We start from the raw sequence: 15,951 nt of genomic DNA, 5'->3' as shown, positions 1-15,951 counted from the left end.
CTCAGATTCTTCGTGGTTGTTATATCTCGTGTGCTGGCCTGTGAGATATAACCAACAGTCTAACGGCGTACTGAAACAAATTCAATGGCACTGGCTGACTGTTGCGCAGATTCGTTATCTGGGTGAATCGATATGTTTAACTTCATCCGTGAAGTGCGAGGCTGCGCTAGTATCAGAATTATTAAGCGTACGGCTCATGACGAGGCGGCTTAATTGGTCTGCCTGCAGGCTGTGAATGCAATAGATATTGTGGCTAAATTGCTCCGGGATGAGGCGATTGCTTGTCTGGCGGCCTTGGTTCTTCCAATTGACGCCCGAATTCATCCAGTTGCTTTTCCAGTTCCTGGCCTAAAGACTCAATCTGTTTTTTAATCAGTGGGAGTTGTTTTTCCAGCTCCTGACCGAAAGACTCGACTTGCTTTTCAATAAACGGGAGTTGCCGTCCCAGCTGTTTGTGCAAGACGTCACCAATCTCCTGCAAACTCCTGAGAATAACATTGAATGGCAGGCTAGAAATATTAATCAGAGTTTGCCGGTAGTCGATCAGCCATTTATCGTGTTCCTTTGCCAGAACGGTGTTAAAAGTTAAGGACTTGCCGGTTTCCCCATTACTTGCCAAGGTAACGATGGTCTCTACCGACGAGGTAGGGCCATTGATGGATATTTGGCCAGTTTCCACTGACGCATCTTCGAAATACGGCTCTTTTTCGATCAGATCGCGGCTTGACGGCGTGGCATAGGTTTTGGCGGTCTTAAGGTTGCCGTCTATCAAGGCTTCCCAGAATGCCGCCGTTACCTCATCGGGCGTTTTCGCAGTCTGACAGCCTGCAAGCAGCAACAACAAAATAAAAAGTCCGGCCAGATAAGCCGGACTTTGCTTCGCACCCAGGATAAGAGCGGCAAGAGACGGTTTAATCGTCGCCACCGAAAACACCCAGCAGTTGCAACAAGCTCAGGAACAGGTTGTAGATGGAGACGTACAGCGATACGGTGGCGGAAATATAGTTGGTTTCACCGCCGTGTATGATGGCGCTGGTCTGGAACAGGATCATGCCGGACATCAGCAGAATAAACATGGACGATACGGCCAGGGATAGACCAGGCATGGAGAAGACCATTGCGCCGATACCCGCCAGAAACGCTACCAATATGCCGACCATCAGGAAGCCGCCCAGAAAGCTGAAATCCTTGCGCGTGGTTAAGGCGTAGCCTGACAGGCCTAAAAAGATGACGCCGGTTCCGCCTAATGCAGTCATGATCAGCTCATGACCGTTGCTGAAGGCATGCAGGTACATGTTCAAGATAGGGCCCAGCGTTAAGCCCATGAAGCCGGTCAATGCAAAGACAAAAACCAGACCCAAGCCGCTGTTCTTGAATTTTTCAGTCAGGAACAACAAGCCGAAATAGCCCACTAAAGTGATGATCATGCCGGGGTGTGGCAGATTCATATACATCGAAACACCGGCAATCAACGCGCTGAAAAGCAATGTCATTGACAATAACAGATAGGTGTTTTTCAGCATTTTATTGGTCGCCAGAATACTGGCTTCCGGACGGGAAACAGCGGTATTTAATCTCATTTTATTCAGATTCCTCAAACAAAAGGTTAACAAAACAGAAAGACCTTTAAATCTTACAAGAGTTTCGGGATATTGGTAACAAAAATTGAGTAAAATATGGGCTTAAGCGCAGTAATTTTAGAGTTAAATGATGACAGAAATTATACAGAAGACGCCTTATGAGCTTATCGGCGGTGAAAAAGCATTATTAAGTCTAGTCGATCGTTTTTATTTTTTTATGGATACGATGCAGGAGGCAGCCGGCATTAGGGCTATGCATGCAAAAAGCCTGTCAGGGGCCCGCGATAAGTTGTTCAAGTTCCTATCGGGCTGGCTGGGTGGCCCCGATCTGTTTATCCAGCAGTATGGGCATCCACGTTTGCGGCAGCGGCATTTTCCTTTTGCCATAGGGCCATCTGAAAGAGATCAATGGATGTTATGCATGAATAAGGCGTTAAACGAAATGCCCATGGATGCAGTTTTCAGGGAAAATCTAAGCCAGGCTTTACAACAATTGGCTACTCATATGATTAATCAGCATGAATAAAATCAACTGATCCATGCAGATCGCGCCAGTCGCATACTTTATCCCAATAGCTATTCATCCAGATAGAGAGCTCAAACTGGTTAATATGGATATTACATTTACCAATGATATGATACATTGAGTGCTGAAAATTATTGGATGACGCCGCTTGAACTTCTGGCTGTCGGCATAGATGATAGGGTCAGGATTACTCCATCATGTTGCTTTTTTACAAGTCTGACAGCGCCAATTCATGGCAGGCTAAAGCCGAAGGCGCTGGGAAATCGTTTTGACGGTTCAGCTTGGCCAATTTGGGAACTGGGCTTAAATTAAGGAAAATAGAATAATTTGTTGTATTAGAGAGCTGTTATTTTTAATCTACCTTTTTCTTATCACATTCGCCACAGTCAGCGTGCCACCAGAGTACGCATTGTTGTAACACCCGGCAAGGTTGAAGTTGTAGCGCCCGTGAAAGCTTCGCCGCTGCGCATTGAGCAATTTGTTCTGGAAAAACAGCAGTGGATCATGCAGACCTTGGCGAACATGGAAGCCAAAAGTCATCTGTTTGGCCGTCGTGCGCCGTCCGATTATAAACAGGGTGTCGACATCCCTTTTCAAGGAAAACAGTATCAATTGGCGGTCAAACCTTCAGCATTAAAAAGGGTCAAAATAGAGTTTTCAGATACATTCGTTGCTCATGTCCCTGAGGCACTGGTTGCCAGAGAGCATGGCGAGGATATCAGAAAAGCCTTGATACGCTGGATGAAGACGACATCAAAGCTGCATGTGGAGCGACTGGTAAACACCCATGCCGATAAAAGGCAGCTGTTTCCGCGGTCCATCAAGATCAAGACCCAAAAGAGCCGTTGGGGCAGTTGCGGCATTCACAACGATATCAATATCAATTGGCTGTTGATCATGGCTCCGCCTGAAGTGCTGGAATATGTGGTTGTTCATGAACTTTGCCATATTCAGGTTAAAAATCATTCCCGGCATTTCTGGGCACTGGTGGCCGAGCATTTGCCCGATTATCAGCAGCGAAGGCATTGGCTGAAAAAGCATGGCAGCCATCTGATGATGGGACTGTAGTTTCTAACGCAAGCATCCTCAGGCAGAGAAGCTAATAGGGCAACCGGATTGCAGTCATTAAATAATTTGATAAGCGAGGATGACGATATTTTCTTGGTTTTGATATCGTCTTAATCAACATGAGCAAAAAAAACAAAACAGCGTTTGTTTGCGATCAGTGCGGAGCGGATTTTCCGCGTTGGGCGGGGCAATGCACGAGCTGCGGCGCATGGAATACGGTCAAGGAAGTCAGGCTCGGGTCTGCGGCTTCCGGTCGTTCCGGCCGCATGGCAGGCTACGCCGGAAGCCGGTCGGAAGTTAAATTGCTGTCTGACATCAATCTTTCGCAGGCCGAACGCATTTCCACCCGGATTTCGGAGTTTGACCGTGTTTTGGGCGGCGGGATTGTCAGGGGCAGCGTGGTTTTGATCGGCGGCGCGCCGGGGGCCGGCAAGAGCACTATCTTGCTGCAGGCTATTGCCAATATTGCCAACGATGGCGTGAAAGTGCTTTATGTCTCCGGTGAGGAGTCGCTGCAACAGATTGCCGAAAGAGCGCACAGGCTCAAGCTGCCGGTTGATAACATCATGATGCTGGCCGAAACTTCGGTACAGAGCATATGCGATGTGCTGGACGAAGTGCAGCCGCAAATTCTGGTGATTGATTCGATCCAGGTCATGCATACGCTGGATACGGACTCTGCGCCCGGATCAGTTTCTCAGGTTCGGGAGTCGGCCAGCTACCTGACTCAGTACGCCAAAAAGCACAATGTTTCCATTTTTATGGTCGGTCATGTCACCAAGGATCAGTCGCTGGCTGGTCCCATGACATTGAGCCATATCGTCGATACGCAGGTGATTCTGGCTTCGACGGATGATGCCCGGTTCAGGGTTTTAAGGGCCGATAAAAACCGGTTTGGCAGTGTCGGCGAGCTGGGTTTTTTCGCCATGGACAGTTCGGGGCTTAAGGAAGTCAAGAATCCGTCGGCCATGTTTTTGAACCGGGCCGAAAAACCATCGTCGGGCAGCGTTGTGACCGTGCTTTGGGAAGGTACGCGGCCTTTGCTGGTGGAAATCCAGGCGCTGGTTATTGAGTGCCAGTATGGCAATCCGCGGCGCCTGGCCGTCGGTTTCGACCAGAACCGTCTTGCCATGCTGCTGGCTGTGCTGGCACGGCACGGCGGCATTTTAACCGGCAATGACGAGATTTACGCCAATGTGGTTGGTGGGATCAAAGTCACGGAAACAAGTTCTGATTTGGCTATCGTTGTGGGGATTGTGTCCAGCCTGAGGGATAAGGTGATTCCGCACGATGCATTCTTCTTTGGCGAGATTGGTCTTAATGGCGAGATCAGGCCTGTCGCTAACGGTCATGCGCGCCTTAATGACGCGGCAAAACACGGTTTCAAAAAAGCGGTTATTCCGAAAGCCAATGCGCCGAGAAAACCGATTGAAGGACTGGAAATCCACGCGGTTTCCCATGTTTCCGAAGCACTGGAAATTTTTTCGGATCTTTAATGGTGAAGATAGGCGGATAGCTGTGTTTATGGCTATTGTGCAATTTAGCCTGCCGGCTCATTAGCACAAAAAGAACTGCAGGCTTGTACCGTCAATAACGATTACATCATTGTTGCTCAGCTTGAGGGAGTTGTCATCCAATGATTGGTTATTGACTGTGATCTGACTCTTATTTTCCAGTGCGGCGATGAAGTAGCCTTCTTTTCTTCTCGATATGACGGCCATGCCGCTACCGCTATGGCCAAGCCGCGTCATTGCATTTTTCAAAAGCAGGATTTTGCCTATATTCGGGCCATCCATAACCTGCAGATTAGCGGCAGTTATGGGTGGATGGGCGCCGGTTTTATGATCAGTCGGCTTGCTGTCCTTGTTGCTTGCGGCGTTCTGCCGAACCTGCTCTGATGCCGATTCAGTTGTATTGTAGATGATGTCATGCTTGCCGACAGAAATCGTGTCATTGTTATTGAGATGGCATTCTTTAACTTTTACACGATTGACGATTAATGGAAAATCATCATTCAACTGCTTGATGATGCAACTACCGTCGCGAATGACAAGAGCCGCATGAGCCGGAGCCACTGCGAGGCTATCGATAGTTAAATCATTAGTCTCATCGCGGCCAATATGTACAATGCCGTTTTCAAACAGGTCTGAGTGGATCGCTTTATCTTTAAAGAAAACAGTGAGTCTTGCCATTGCTGCCGTAAATTAACTCCTAAACGGTTTTAATTATAGACGGATTCTTTTAGTTAGCCAAAAAAACACAGGTTTTTTGATGGGGCTTATCGATATATGAATGCAACTGTCTATTTTTGCGGCAGAAACTTAACCAATTTAACGGTATTTTCATCGCGCTTTAGAATTTCCAATGGGTAGCCGTGCAATTTTATACTGGTACCCGGCTCCGGGATGGTTTCCATGAACTCAAGGATAAGTCCGTTCAGAGTTTTTGGGCCTTCAGTCGGTAGTGACCATTGCGTGACACGGTTTAGTTCTCTTACGGTAATGTTGGCATCCACCAGAAAGCTGCCGTCGCTTTGTTCTCTGACGGTGACGTCGTCGGTAATCAGTTCGCCCACTATTTCTTGCAGCAAATCGTCCAGAGTAACGAGTCCTTCCACATCTCCGTACTCGTCAACAACCAGTCCGATGCGAATTTTCTCGATTTTAAAACGATGAATTTGTTTATGCACAGGGGTGCTTTCCGGGATGAAAGAAGGCTTGATCAGCTGATTGATAATAGTTTGTTTGTCAAAATCCTCATTATTCACAACCATGAGGACTTTTCTTAAATGCAGGAAACCGATTACTCTATCGATGCTTTTTTTATAGACAGGCAGGCGGGTGTGCGGGCTGGTCTTGATCTGCCGGATGATCTCTTCGATCGGCAATTCGAGGTCAATGCCGACAATTTCATTGCGCGGCGTCATGATGTCTTCAACCGTCGCCGATTCAAGATCAAGTATGCCCATCAGCATTTTCTGGTAGCGTGAAGGCATTAGGCTTTCTGCTTCAGCCACGATGCTTTTCAATTCTTCTTTATTGAGCAGGTCATGGTTGTGCTTTTTGACATTGATGCCGACCAAATTTAGTAGCTGGCCGGTGATCAGGTTTACAGTCCATACAATCGGATAGAAGAGCTTCAGTAAATGGGTGAAGACCCATGCCGCCGGAAAGGCGAGAATTTCAGGCTTGACCGCAGCCAGTGTCTTCGGCGCAACTTCTGAGAAAATGAGAAGCACGATAGTTAAAATCCCGGCGGCAATGGCAATGCTGGATTCGCTTTCGCCATATAAACGGATGGCAATGACTGTTGTTATTGACGAGGCGGCAACGTTGACAAAGTTGTTGCCCAATAAAATCAGACTGATTAGGTGATCGGGTCTTTGCAGCAAATGATGAGCTTTTATGGCGCCTGAATGCTTGAGCTTGACTAAATGTTTCAAACGGTAACGGTTCAGGGTCATTAGAGACGTCTCGGAACCGGAGAAAAAAGCCGAAATAATAAGCATTAAAGCCAGTATGCCAAAGAGCATACTAAGGGGTATGTCGTTCAAAGAAGGATTGCTCTGAGTAGTGAAAACTCCTCTAGTGTCTACAGTGGGAAATTTTTGTCAAGCCTGAATGTAAGCTGAATGCGATCTTTATGCTTGCATTTATTTTTCAATTATTTAAAAAAGTTATAAAACACTTTGAAAAGTAATGGTATTTTGACATTGATCAGGTTTCTGTTCGTTTTTCGAGCTGTTCATGGCATCCTGATTTTCGCGCCATTGATGGCTGCGAAGATAATCAATACTATAAATATCGTTCAGTTTTGCCGTTTGAGTCTCTTACTTGAGAATCTTCAAGCAATGAGAAAGTTTTCTCCAGACTAAATTGATTAAAAAACTAATATTGCTGATTTTTTAATTAATCTGGATTTACTTTTGCCTTGATGTTTGTGTTTGGCCTTTCCAATGTTTTAAAAAGCCCCTATAATAGTTGGTTCTTTGAGGCATTCGGCCTCTCCTTGCTTTACCATCTTTACAAGAGAGATGGAAGGCTTTAAACCGTAAGGAAAAATTATGCGACATTATGAAATTGTCTTTTTAGTCCATCCCGACCAAAGTTCTCAGGTTCCGGCGATGATTGATCGTTATAGATCAACTATCGAAGGCGCAGCCGGCAAAATCCACCGTTTGGAAGACTGGGGCCGTAGGCATCTGGCTTATCCCATCAATAAAATTCATAAAGCTCATTATGTGTTAATGAATGTTGAATGCGATCAAGCTACATTGGAAGAGCTGGAAAGCGGCTTTCGTTTTAACGATGCCATTTTGCGCAGCATGACTTTGCTGCAAAAAGAAGCTATCACTACGCCATCCCCCATTGCCACAGCAACTGCTGAAGAAGGCAGAGCGGCTGAATCCAGAGCTAGAGATGCTGCAGCCAAAGAAGCAGCAGCAGAAGACAGCGACGAAGATGTCAGTCTGGACGATGAAGGTTTCGACATTGACGAAATCGCTTCTGAATAAAACTTTTAACACTTGGACAAGAGATTATTATGGCACGCAATGTAAGACGTAAAAAATTCTGCCGATTCAGCGCAGACGACGGCACACAGATCGATTATAAAGATCTGGATCTATTAAGCGATTATATTACTGAAACCGGCAAGATTGTTCCTAGCCGTATTACAGGAACCAGCGCTAAATATCAAAGACAGTTAGGTGTGGCAATTAAACGCGCGCGTTTTATTGCATTATTGCCTTTCTGCGACGCTCACAAATAATCAGTACCGGGGCCGTCAGTGAGCTTTTTAGCCGCTTACATCATGCGGGGACGGCTGCAAGCCATGATAGTGGCTTCCAGCCTCGCATTGCTATCGCTGATTATGCCTCCGGTAAGTATAGTAAGTTCAGCCTCTGTTGCTCTCGTCACATTGAGGCGGGGCGCTTTTGAAGGCTTGTATGTTTTAGTCTGTTCAAGTGCGGCGGCCTCATTACTGGGGCTCTTCCTGTTGGGTAGTTACCAGTTTGCCTTGCTTTACAGCATGGTGTTGTGGCTGCCCGTCTGGTTGATTTCAATTGTCTTGAGAGAAGGGCGTCATTTATCTCTGGCGGTTGAATTTGCGGTGTTGATAGGTGTACTCGGGGTTGTTGGTTTCTACCTCTATGAGGCGGAGCCTGCAGCCATGTGGAAAGAGGCTCTTTCCCATATGGTGCCGCCCAATGTGCCTGTTGATGAGATTCAACGCACTTTGGATGTTCTGTCTCATTATATGACCGGAGTGGCGGCAGCAGGAACCGTATTCGGCTTGTTGTTTGGCCTGTTTCTAGGGCGCTGGTGGCAATCGGTGCTTTATAACCCCGGCGGCTTCAAGCAAGAGTTTCTGTCGCTGCACACGAAACCCCGGCTGGCAATGGGCAGTATAGTCGTTGTGGCGGTTGCCTGGGCAAGTTCCGGAGCGCTCTCCGAGGTTGCCTGGAATATGACTATTTTGCTGTTTGTGTTGTACACCTGTATCGGAACGGCCGTACTGCATGCGGTTTTTGCTTCGATGAAACTCGGCCGCTATCTGGTGCCGATGTTTTATCTGACATTGTTTTTGATACCCCATGCCATGTTGCCCGTGGCTTTAGTGGGCTTAAGCGACGCATGGATGAACTTACGAAACAAAATTTCAAATCAAACTAACGCCTGACGGCGCAAAATAATTAGCTAAAACCGAAAGGTGAGGTATTAAAAGATGGAAGTTATTCTTCTTGAAAAGATAGCAAACTTGGGTAATCTGGGCGATAAAGTCACAGTTAGACCCGGCTATGGCAGAAACTATCTGGTTCCACAAGGCAAGGCTGTTGCTGCAACGGCTAAGAAAATTGCTGAATTCGAAGCGCGCCGCGCAGAGCTTGAAAAAATCGCCGCTGAAAAATTGGCTGCCGCTCAAGCACGTGCGAATGCACTGAGCAAGCTTGAAGTCGTCATTACGCACAAAGCGGGGGACGAAGGCAAACTGTTCGGCTCTATCGGTACACACAATATCGCTGATGCGATCACTGCAGCAGGTGTTGCGGTTGAAAAGCAGGAAGTGCGCATGCCGAAAGGCGTCATTCGTCAAGTTGGCGAATACGACATCGACATCAACCTGCATACCGATGTCGTCGTAACGATGCCTGTCAAAATCGTTGCTGAAGCGTAATAGTTAAAGGCAAAAGGTGCAAGGCAAAAGGTAAGCGACGGCTTTTCAACCCTTGCGCTTTGCACCTTGCGCCTTTCTAGCATGCGTTTTTTCTATTCACTCCTTTTTTACCTGCTCGTCCCTTTTATACTGTGCCGCCTGCTTTGGCGGAGTGTCAAAGCGCCTGCCTACCGCCATCGATGGCTCGAACGGCTTGCCTATTACCCTAAACATTATGCGCCAGGCGTCATCTGGTTCCATGCCGTTTCAGTCGGCGAGGCTGAAGCTTTATTTCCGTTAATCCGGCAAATACAAACTCTGCATCCTGATGCGCGACTTTTAATAACGACCACGACGCCGACCGGATCCGCACGTGTCAAGGCGGCGCTGCAGGAAACGGTTGAGCATGTTTATTTGCCGTATGATACGCCCGGCGCTGTCAATCGTTTTATGCGTTGCTTTAAACCGAGCATCGCCGTGATTGTGGAGACGGAAATCTGGCCCAATCTGTTCGCCTGCTGCGGCAGAAACGGTATTCCGCTCTATATGATCAATGCCCGGTTATCTGAAAAATCGGCGCGCGGTTATCAAAAAATTCCCTCACTGGTTCGTCCTGCCTTGGCGCAAGTTAAATCAATTGCCGCGCAAACCCAGGATGATGCGGACCGATTCATTGCTATCGGCGCCGAAAAACGGCAGGTAACTGTCGCCGGCAATATCAAGTTTGACATTGACATTGCCAATGAAACGATAGAACAGGGCCGGCAGTTAAAAAAGGATTTGTTCAAGAGCCGGTTCGTCTGGATTATTGCCAGTACGCATAAAGATGAAGAAGCGATATTTCTTGATATTTATAAACAGATAAAACTGCGAATTCCCGGACTGTTGCTGGTGCTGGTGCCGAGGCATCCCGAGCGCTTCGGCGAAGTCGAGAGATTGTGTAAGCTGCGGCAGTTGTCAGTAATAACGCGCACATCCAGTGAGGATTGTCATCAGGATATCGATGTATATCTGGCCGATACCATGGGGGAATTGAAGATGCTGTATGCGAGCGCCGATGTCGCGTTTGTCGGCGGCAGCATGGTGGCGATAGGCGGGCATAATGTACTGGAACCTGCTGCAGTGGGCGTGCCGGTAATGTTTGGACCTTTTATGGCCAATTTTAAAGAGATTGCCGGAGGAATTCTGCGGCATGGCGCGGCCATACAATGTCAAAATAAAGAAGATATTGTCAAAGCCGTCTATTCAATATATGAAGATGCCGGCTATAGGGCGTCGTTAATTGAAAAAGCCAAGGTATTTGTCCGCCAGAACCGGGGCGCGAAAGCCAAACTCTCTGATATGCTTGGTCAGGCCATTACTCAAGCGGCGCGCTGAATCGATTCAACGCAATTCAGGCTTTGGCGCATGCCCAGACATCAACCCGGCTGGCCCCGGCTTTTTTCAATAGCGCGGCAAGCTCATCTACGGTAGAACCGGTCGTCATGACATCATCGATAATGGCTATGTGTTTGACTTGAATCGGCTTCGTCAGCGAGAAGGCATTTTTCAGGTTTTTACGCCGCTGCCTGGCCGGCAAGCCGGTTTGGTGCGGCGTATTGCGATGCCTCTGGCAGGACGAAAGATCGATAGGCAGTTGTAATTCACGGGCGACGGTTCTGGCTATTTCAATAGACTGGTTGAATCCGCGCTGGCGGTAGCGGGCTTTATGCAGCGGTACGGGCATGATGCAGTCCGGCCTTTCTGCTGTCTCTCTGATATGTTCCGCCAGTAATTGCCCCAACAGGCGCGCATTCTTGTAGTGGGCATGGAATTTTAATGAGGTAATCAGGTGCCGCATGGCGCCTTGATGTACGAACGGCGCGTAAGTTCGATCATAGGCCGGCGTTCGGCTTTGGCAGCGGCCGCATAGAACCGTTATTGCCGTCGGCGTTTCAAAAGGTTCGGCACAGCGATAACAGCACGGGTCGTTTCTGTGTAAATGCCGATAACAGGAATGGCAGAGGTCGCGAGAGGAAAAGCCAGCGTTTCCGCATAAGATGCAGATAGGCGGAAGCAGGTAATCCTGTATAATATCGATCCAGTTGTAATCTATTTTCATGTGAATAGGTTGACAAGTACCGTGACTGTCTTCCTTAAAATAATAATGTAGCCGGAGATTAACAGAATGTCTGCAAGCCCTGCAATAAGCCCGACCCAACAGTCGACGACCACTCGTCATGACTGGCAATTGGATGAAGTTCAAGCGCTTTATGCGTTGCCGTTTAATGATCTGATTTTTAAAGCGCAAACGATTCATAGAGAGAACTTCGATCCGAATGAGATTCAGGTGAGCAGCCTGCTGAGCATTAAGACCGGTTCATGCTCGGAAGATTGCGGTTATTGCCCGCAAAGCGCGCGCTATGATTCGGATTTGACGCCCGAAGCGCTAATGTCGGTTGATGCTGTTTTGAAAGCCGCCCAAAAAGCCAAGGAGCAAGGCGCTTCCCGGTTCTGCATGGGCGCGGCCTGGCGCCAGCCGAAAGACAGAGACATCGAGCGCGTGGTCGAAATGGTGCAGGGTGTCAAGGCGCTGGGCATGGAAACCTGCGTCACGTTGGGCATGCTGACTGATACGCAGACAGCGAGACTCAAGGAAGGCGGACTCGATTACTACAATCACAATCTGGATACGTCGGAAGATTATTATTCCGAGGTTATCACGACGCGCACTTATCAGGATCGGCTCGATACGTTGGCGCGCGTCAGAGATGCTGGCATTAACGTCTGTTGCGGCGGCATCGTCGGTATGGGCGAAAGCGATGTCGACCGCTCAAAGCTGCTGATAGAGCTGGCCAATCTGCCCAAACACCCTGAAAGCGTACCGGTTAATATGCTGGTGCAGGTCGAAGGCACGCCGCTGATGGGCACCGAAGCGCTGGATCCGCTTATTTTCATCAGAACCATCGCCGTGGCCCGCATCATGATGCCTAAGTCGCGCGTGCGTCTGTCCGCTGGCCGCAACAAGATGAGTGATGAAATGCAGGCTTTGTGTTTTCTGGCCGGCGCCAACTCGATCTTTTACGGCGACAAATTGTTGACGACCGACAACCCGATGACCAACCATGATCGTCGGCTATTCGAGCGTTTGGGCTTGCATTCAGGCGGTTCCAGCTACGCGAATGACTGATGCATTCTCGGCTTTGGCCGGCAATCTCGAAGCTATTGCCGGGCAGGGGTTATACCGTTCGCGGCGTATTACGGAATCGCCTCAGGGTATTCATCTGCAGATCGACGGCAGGAAAGTGCTGAATTTTTGCAGCAACGATTACCTGGGGCTGGCCAATCATCCTGCCGTTGTGCAGGCGTTTAAGGCAGGTGTCGATCGTTACGGGGTTGGCAGCGGGTCGGCGCATCTGATCTGCGGCCACAGCAACGCTCATCATGCTCTGGAGGACGAACTGGCAGTCTTTACCGGCCGGGACAGGGCTTTGCTGTTTTCGACCGGTTATATGGCGAACATGGGCGTTATTTCAGCCTTGGCCGGGCGAGGCGATACGGTGTTCGAAGACCGCTTGAACCATGCTTCCTTGCTGGATGGCGGTCTGCTTTCCGGAGCTAGGTTCAATCGTTATGCCCATGGTGACGTCAGTCATTTGGATGCCAATATCGCAACAGCAAAAGGACGCAAGTTGATCGTGACAGACGGCGTCTTCAGCATGGACGGCGATTTTGCGCCGTTGCAGTCATTGTCGGAAACGGCAAAAAAACATGATGCCTGGCTGATGGTCGACGATGCGCATGGCTTGGGCGTGATTGGCGAACAGGGCCGTGGCATCGTTGACTACTATGGTCTCGGCCAGGACGATGTGCCGATACTGATCGGTACGTTGGGCAAGGCCTTCGGCACGTTCGGCGCCTTCGTGGCAGGCTCTGAGGTATTGATCGAAACGCTGATCCAAAAAGCCCGAACTTATATTTACACAACAGCATTGCCGGCGGCCGTTGCCGAAGCGACAAGGGCCAGCTTAAAAATAGTCGTGGCCGAAAGCTGGCGCCGGGACAAGCTCAAACTGTTGTCCGAGCGCTTCAGGCAAGGCGCACAGCAGCTCGGTCTGCAGTTGATGCCGTCTTCCTCGGCCATTCAGCCTGTTTTAATAGGCGACAGTCAGCGCGCTGTTGACATCAGCAATGCCCTGCTGAACGAAGGATTGCTGATCAGCGCGATACGCCCGCCCACCGTGCCGCAGGGCAGCGCCAGGTTGCGTGTGACTTTCTCGGCGCAACATGAAGAGCAACACGTCGACCGGTTGCTTGCCGCACTGGATAACTTGCATCCATGATGAAACTCCATAGTGAAACATTCGGCCGGGGCGCGCCGGTTGTGCTTGTGCACGGCTGGGCCATGCACTCCGGCGTGTGGCGGGATTTTGCCAGGGCGCTGGCACGGCATTGCCGAGTCACTTGTATCGATTTGCCGGGACATGGGCGCAGCGAAAAAACCAGTCCGTTTACACTGGAGCAGATTAGCGTTGCATTGGTCAATTCGCTGCCCGAACAGCCATGCAGTTGGCTGGGCTGGTCTTTGGGCGCGACGGTCGTGCTCGACATCGCGGAGCGCTTTCCCGAACACGTTAACTCGCTGGTGTTGCTGGCCGGCAATCCGCTGTTTATGCAGACAGAAGCCTGGCCTGGTATGGAAGCGCGTTTGCTGGATGCGTTTGCCGATGGCTTGAATGATAATTGTCAGGCGACCTTATCACGTTTTCTGGCTCTGCAGGTGAATGGCCTGACGGATTACAAGATTATATTGAAAGAGCTGAGAGAATCCGTGTACGAATGCGCTATGCCGGACTTGCAGGTATTGCAGAGCGGTCTGGCTATCTTGAAACAGTCGGACCTCAGGCCGGCCCTGTCCAGGCTGAAATGCCCTGTATCGGCCATATTGGGCGGCAAAGATATGCTGATTCCTGTCGCAGTCGGTCGGCAGTTATCACAGCTGAATGCCGGTTGCGAAGTCAATATTATTGAACAGGCCGGGCACGTGCCGTTTTTATCGCACCAGCAAGAGGTACTGGCTATTGTTTCTCGTTTTCTTGGTCAAGCATGAGTGCTGTTTCATGTTAGATAAAAGCAAAGTCAAGCGCTCTTTTTCTGCAGCCTGTGCATCTTACGATGCTGTCGCCGAATTGCAGCGCACGGTAGGCAGAGACCTGCTGATCCGTATCGAAACAGACAGGTTGACCGGTACGATACTGGATATCGGTTGCGGTACCGGGTTTTTAACCGCGGAATTATTGGCTTGGCCGGGCAGCAAGTACATGCTGGCGCTGGATATTGCATTGCCTATGCTGCAAACCACGCGCAGAAAACTGGCTGATGCTGATAATGTCATGTACTTGTGCGCCGATGCGGAATCATTGCCGGTTGCCAGTCATATTGCCGATCACGTGTTTTCGAATCTGGCTTTGCAATGGTGCGAAAATCTGGAGGAAGTTTTCACCGATATCAAGCGCACGCTAAAGCCTGGGCGCCAGTTGGTTTGTTCGACATTCGGCCCGCATACCCTGTGGGAATTGAAGAGTGCATGGGCGACGGTTGATGGCTATAGTCACGTTAACGAGTTTTATAATCAGGAGCAGATCGGTTGTTTTCTTAAGAGAGCCGGCTTTCGTCAGATAAAGATGGAAAGCAAGATGCACAGGCCGGCTTATGACTCCGTTTTGGCGTTGATGAAAGAGCTGAAGCATATCGGGGCGCATAACGTGACGGCTGGGCGCAACAGGAGCATCACCACCAAAACGCAGATGCAGGGCATGATTGCGGCTTATGAAGCCTATAGATCCCAGGGCCTAATCCCGGCGACTTTCGAAGTTATCATGATTACAGCGCAGGCGTGACGGCATGAAGCAGGGTTATTTCATTACCGGTACTGATACCAGCGTTGGAAAAACCTGGGCTACGATTGCGCTGATGCGTTATTTCAAGAGGCTGGGCAAATCCGTCGTCGGCATGAAGCCGGTAGCGTCCGGATGCCTGATGCAAAACGGTGTCTTGCGAAATGAAGATGCATTGCTGATTCAGGAAAATGCCTCATTATCTGTTGAATATGAACTGATTAACCCTTATGCCTATGAAGCGCCCGTCTCGCCTCATATTGCCGGTGCCGATAATCCGGTGCGGCTACATAAAATTGTTGCCGACTTTGATACTTTGAAAAAAAAGGCTGACATTCTGTTGGTTGAGGGGGCTGGCGGCTGGATGTCGCCGATCAATGCTACTGAAGATATTGCCGACCTTGCAAAAGCGCTGGCCCTGCCGGTTATTATCGTCGTGGCGATCAGGCTGGGCTGCATCAATCATGCAAGATTAACTTACCAATCCATTCGCTCTTCGGGTGTGCCTTGCGCAGGCTGGATTGCAATGTGCACTGAACCTGGCTTGTTGAGCCTGGATGAAAATATTCAAACTATAGCTACCTCCTTGGATTCGCCTTTACTAGGCGTATTGCCGTACTCTGCTCAAGCTGACTTTGATGCATTCTCATTAAATCTCTCGGTTGATCTAAGTAAAAATTGATTTAGGTCAACATTTGAGAGAGAGTAAAAACTATAATTTTTGTGCGGTTATTAATTACTATAA

The 15,951-nt window shown here is 49.2% G+C and carries 18 protein-coding genes; 13 read left to right on the top strand and 5 right to left on the bottom strand.

Going from position 1 to position 15,951, the window contains the following annotated elements; translation table 11 throughout:
* Positions 1-253: 253 nt before the first annotated feature.
* Together V2P20_RS19305 and V2P20_RS19300 are read right to left on the bottom strand one after the other, a co-directional pair.
* On the bottom strand, positions 254-925 hold the full coding sequence (locus tag V2P20_RS19305) for a hypothetical protein (RefSeq protein WP_331821237.1): 672 nt from the start codon (positions 923-925) through the stop codon (positions 254-256).
* Positions 912-1,580: a Bax inhibitor-1/YccA family protein gene (locus V2P20_RS19300; protein ID WP_331821235.1), complete on the bottom strand. Its 669-nt coding sequence runs from the start codon at positions 1,578-1,580 to the stop codon at positions 912-914. Before V2P20_RS19300 ends, V2P20_RS19305 begins: the two co-directional genes overlap by 14 nt.
* 130 nt (positions 1,581-1,710) lie before the next feature.
* On the opposite strand from V2P20_RS19300, the gene V2P20_RS19295 reads away from it, so the two are divergent.
* The 3 genes from V2P20_RS19295 to radA all read left to right on the top strand — a co-directional run bounded on the left by V2P20_RS19295 (position 1,711) and on the right by radA (position 4,670).
* On the top strand, positions 1,711-2,106 hold the full coding sequence (locus V2P20_RS19295) for a group II truncated hemoglobin (RefSeq protein ID WP_331821269.1): 396 nt from the start codon (positions 1,711-1,713) through the stop codon (positions 2,104-2,106).
* A 348-nt stretch (positions 2,107-2,454) separates the two neighbouring features.
* Complete coding sequence (locus V2P20_RS19290; RefSeq protein ID WP_331821267.1) at positions 2,455-3,174, top strand: SprT family zinc-dependent metalloprotease; 720 nt, start codon at positions 2,455-2,457, stop codon at positions 3,172-3,174.
* A gap of 119 nt (positions 3,175-3,293) precedes the next feature.
* A complete protein-coding gene (gene radA / locus V2P20_RS19285; RefSeq protein WP_331821233.1) occupies positions 3,294-4,670 on the top strand; it encodes a DNA repair protein RadA in 1,377 nt (458 codons plus the stop codon).
* A 60-nt stretch (positions 4,671-4,730) separates the two neighbouring features.
* Here radA and V2P20_RS19280 read toward each other — a convergent pair whose 3' ends face one another.
* A complete protein-coding gene (locus tag V2P20_RS19280) occupies positions 4,731-5,366 on the bottom strand; it encodes an FHA domain-containing protein (protein ID WP_331821231.1) in 636 nt (211 codons plus the stop codon).
* A gap of 110 nt (positions 5,367-5,476) precedes the next feature.
* Positions 5,477-6,727, bottom strand: a complete 1,251-nt coding sequence (locus V2P20_RS19275) for an HlyC/CorC family transporter (protein WP_331821229.1) — start codon at positions 6,725-6,727, stop codon at positions 5,477-5,479.
* 510 nt (positions 6,728-7,237) lie between these two features.
* Here V2P20_RS19275 and rpsF point away from each other — a divergent pair.
* The 5 genes from rpsF (at position 7,238) to waaA (ending at position 10,707) form a co-directional block, all read left to right on the top strand.
* Positions 7,238-7,687 (top strand): 30S ribosomal protein S6, encoded by a 450-nt coding sequence (rpsF, locus tag V2P20_RS19270; RefSeq protein ID WP_194968494.1) that lies wholly within the window; start codon positions 7,238-7,240, stop codon positions 7,685-7,687.
* 29 nt (positions 7,688-7,716) lie between these two features.
* On the top strand, positions 7,717-7,944 hold the full coding sequence (gene rpsR, locus V2P20_RS19265; RefSeq protein WP_194968495.1) for a 30S ribosomal protein S18: 228 nt from the start codon (positions 7,717-7,719) through the stop codon (positions 7,942-7,944).
* Between the two features lie 63 nt (positions 7,945-8,007).
* Positions 8,008-8,856, top strand: coding sequence for a hypothetical protein (locus V2P20_RS19260; protein WP_331821226.1), 849 nt, complete (start codon positions 8,008-8,010; stop codon positions 8,854-8,856).
* A gap of 45 nt (positions 8,857-8,901) precedes the next feature.
* Positions 8,902-9,351 carry a 50S ribosomal protein L9 gene (rplI, locus tag V2P20_RS19255; protein ID WP_331821224.1) on the top strand — a complete coding sequence of 150 codons (450 nt, stop codon included), beginning with the start codon at positions 8,902-8,904 and terminating at the stop codon, positions 9,349-9,351.
* Positions 9,352-9,432: 81 nt separating this feature from the next.
* Entirely contained in the window at positions 9,433-10,707 is a 1,275-nt protein-coding gene (gene waaA / locus V2P20_RS19250) for a lipid IV(A) 3-deoxy-D-manno-octulosonic acid transferase (protein WP_331821223.1), read from the top strand.
* Between the two features lie 16 nt (positions 10,708-10,723).
* Here waaA and V2P20_RS19245 read toward each other — a convergent pair whose 3' ends face one another.
* Complete coding sequence (locus V2P20_RS19245) at positions 10,724-11,431, bottom strand: ComF family protein (RefSeq protein WP_331821221.1); 708 nt, start codon at positions 11,429-11,431, stop codon at positions 10,724-10,726.
* A 66-nt stretch (positions 11,432-11,497) separates the two neighbouring features.
* Here V2P20_RS19245 and bioB point away from each other — a divergent pair, with 66 nt between their 5' ends.
* Genes bioB through bioD form a run of 5 tightly spaced genes read left to right on the top strand, consistent with a single transcriptional unit; the run spans position 11,498 to position 15,888 of the window.
* Positions 11,498-12,499 (top strand): biotin synthase BioB, encoded by a 1,002-nt coding sequence (gene bioB / locus V2P20_RS19240; protein WP_331821220.1) that lies wholly within the window; start codon positions 11,498-11,500, stop codon positions 12,497-12,499.
* A complete protein-coding gene (bioF, locus tag V2P20_RS19235; RefSeq protein WP_331821218.1) occupies positions 12,492-13,652 on the top strand; it encodes an 8-amino-7-oxononanoate synthase in 1,161 nt (386 codons plus the stop codon). The genes bioB and bioF overlap by 8 nt, the downstream gene beginning before the upstream one ends.
* Positions 13,649-14,419 (top strand): pimeloyl-ACP methyl ester esterase BioH, encoded by a 771-nt coding sequence (bioH, locus tag V2P20_RS19230; protein ID WP_331821216.1) that lies wholly within the window; start codon positions 13,649-13,651, stop codon positions 14,417-14,419. The genes bioF and bioH overlap by 4 nt, the downstream gene beginning before the upstream one ends.
* Positions 14,420-14,429: 10 nt before the next feature.
* Positions 14,430-15,209: a malonyl-ACP O-methyltransferase BioC gene (bioC, locus tag V2P20_RS19225; RefSeq protein ID WP_331821214.1), complete on the top strand. Its 780-nt coding sequence runs from the start codon at positions 14,430-14,432 to the stop codon at positions 15,207-15,209.
* A 4-nt stretch (positions 15,210-15,213) separates the two neighbouring features.
* Complete coding sequence (gene bioD, locus V2P20_RS19220; RefSeq protein ID WP_331821212.1) at positions 15,214-15,888, top strand: dethiobiotin synthase; 675 nt, start codon at positions 15,214-15,216, stop codon at positions 15,886-15,888.
* Positions 15,889-15,951 lie beyond the last annotated feature (63 nt).

This window comes from Methylobacter sp. Wu1, assembly GCF_036553575.1.
Classification (GTDB): Bacteria; Pseudomonadota; Gammaproteobacteria; order Methylococcales; family Methylomonadaceae; genus Methylobacter.
This window is presented reverse-complemented; position numbering and strand designations above follow the sequence as displayed.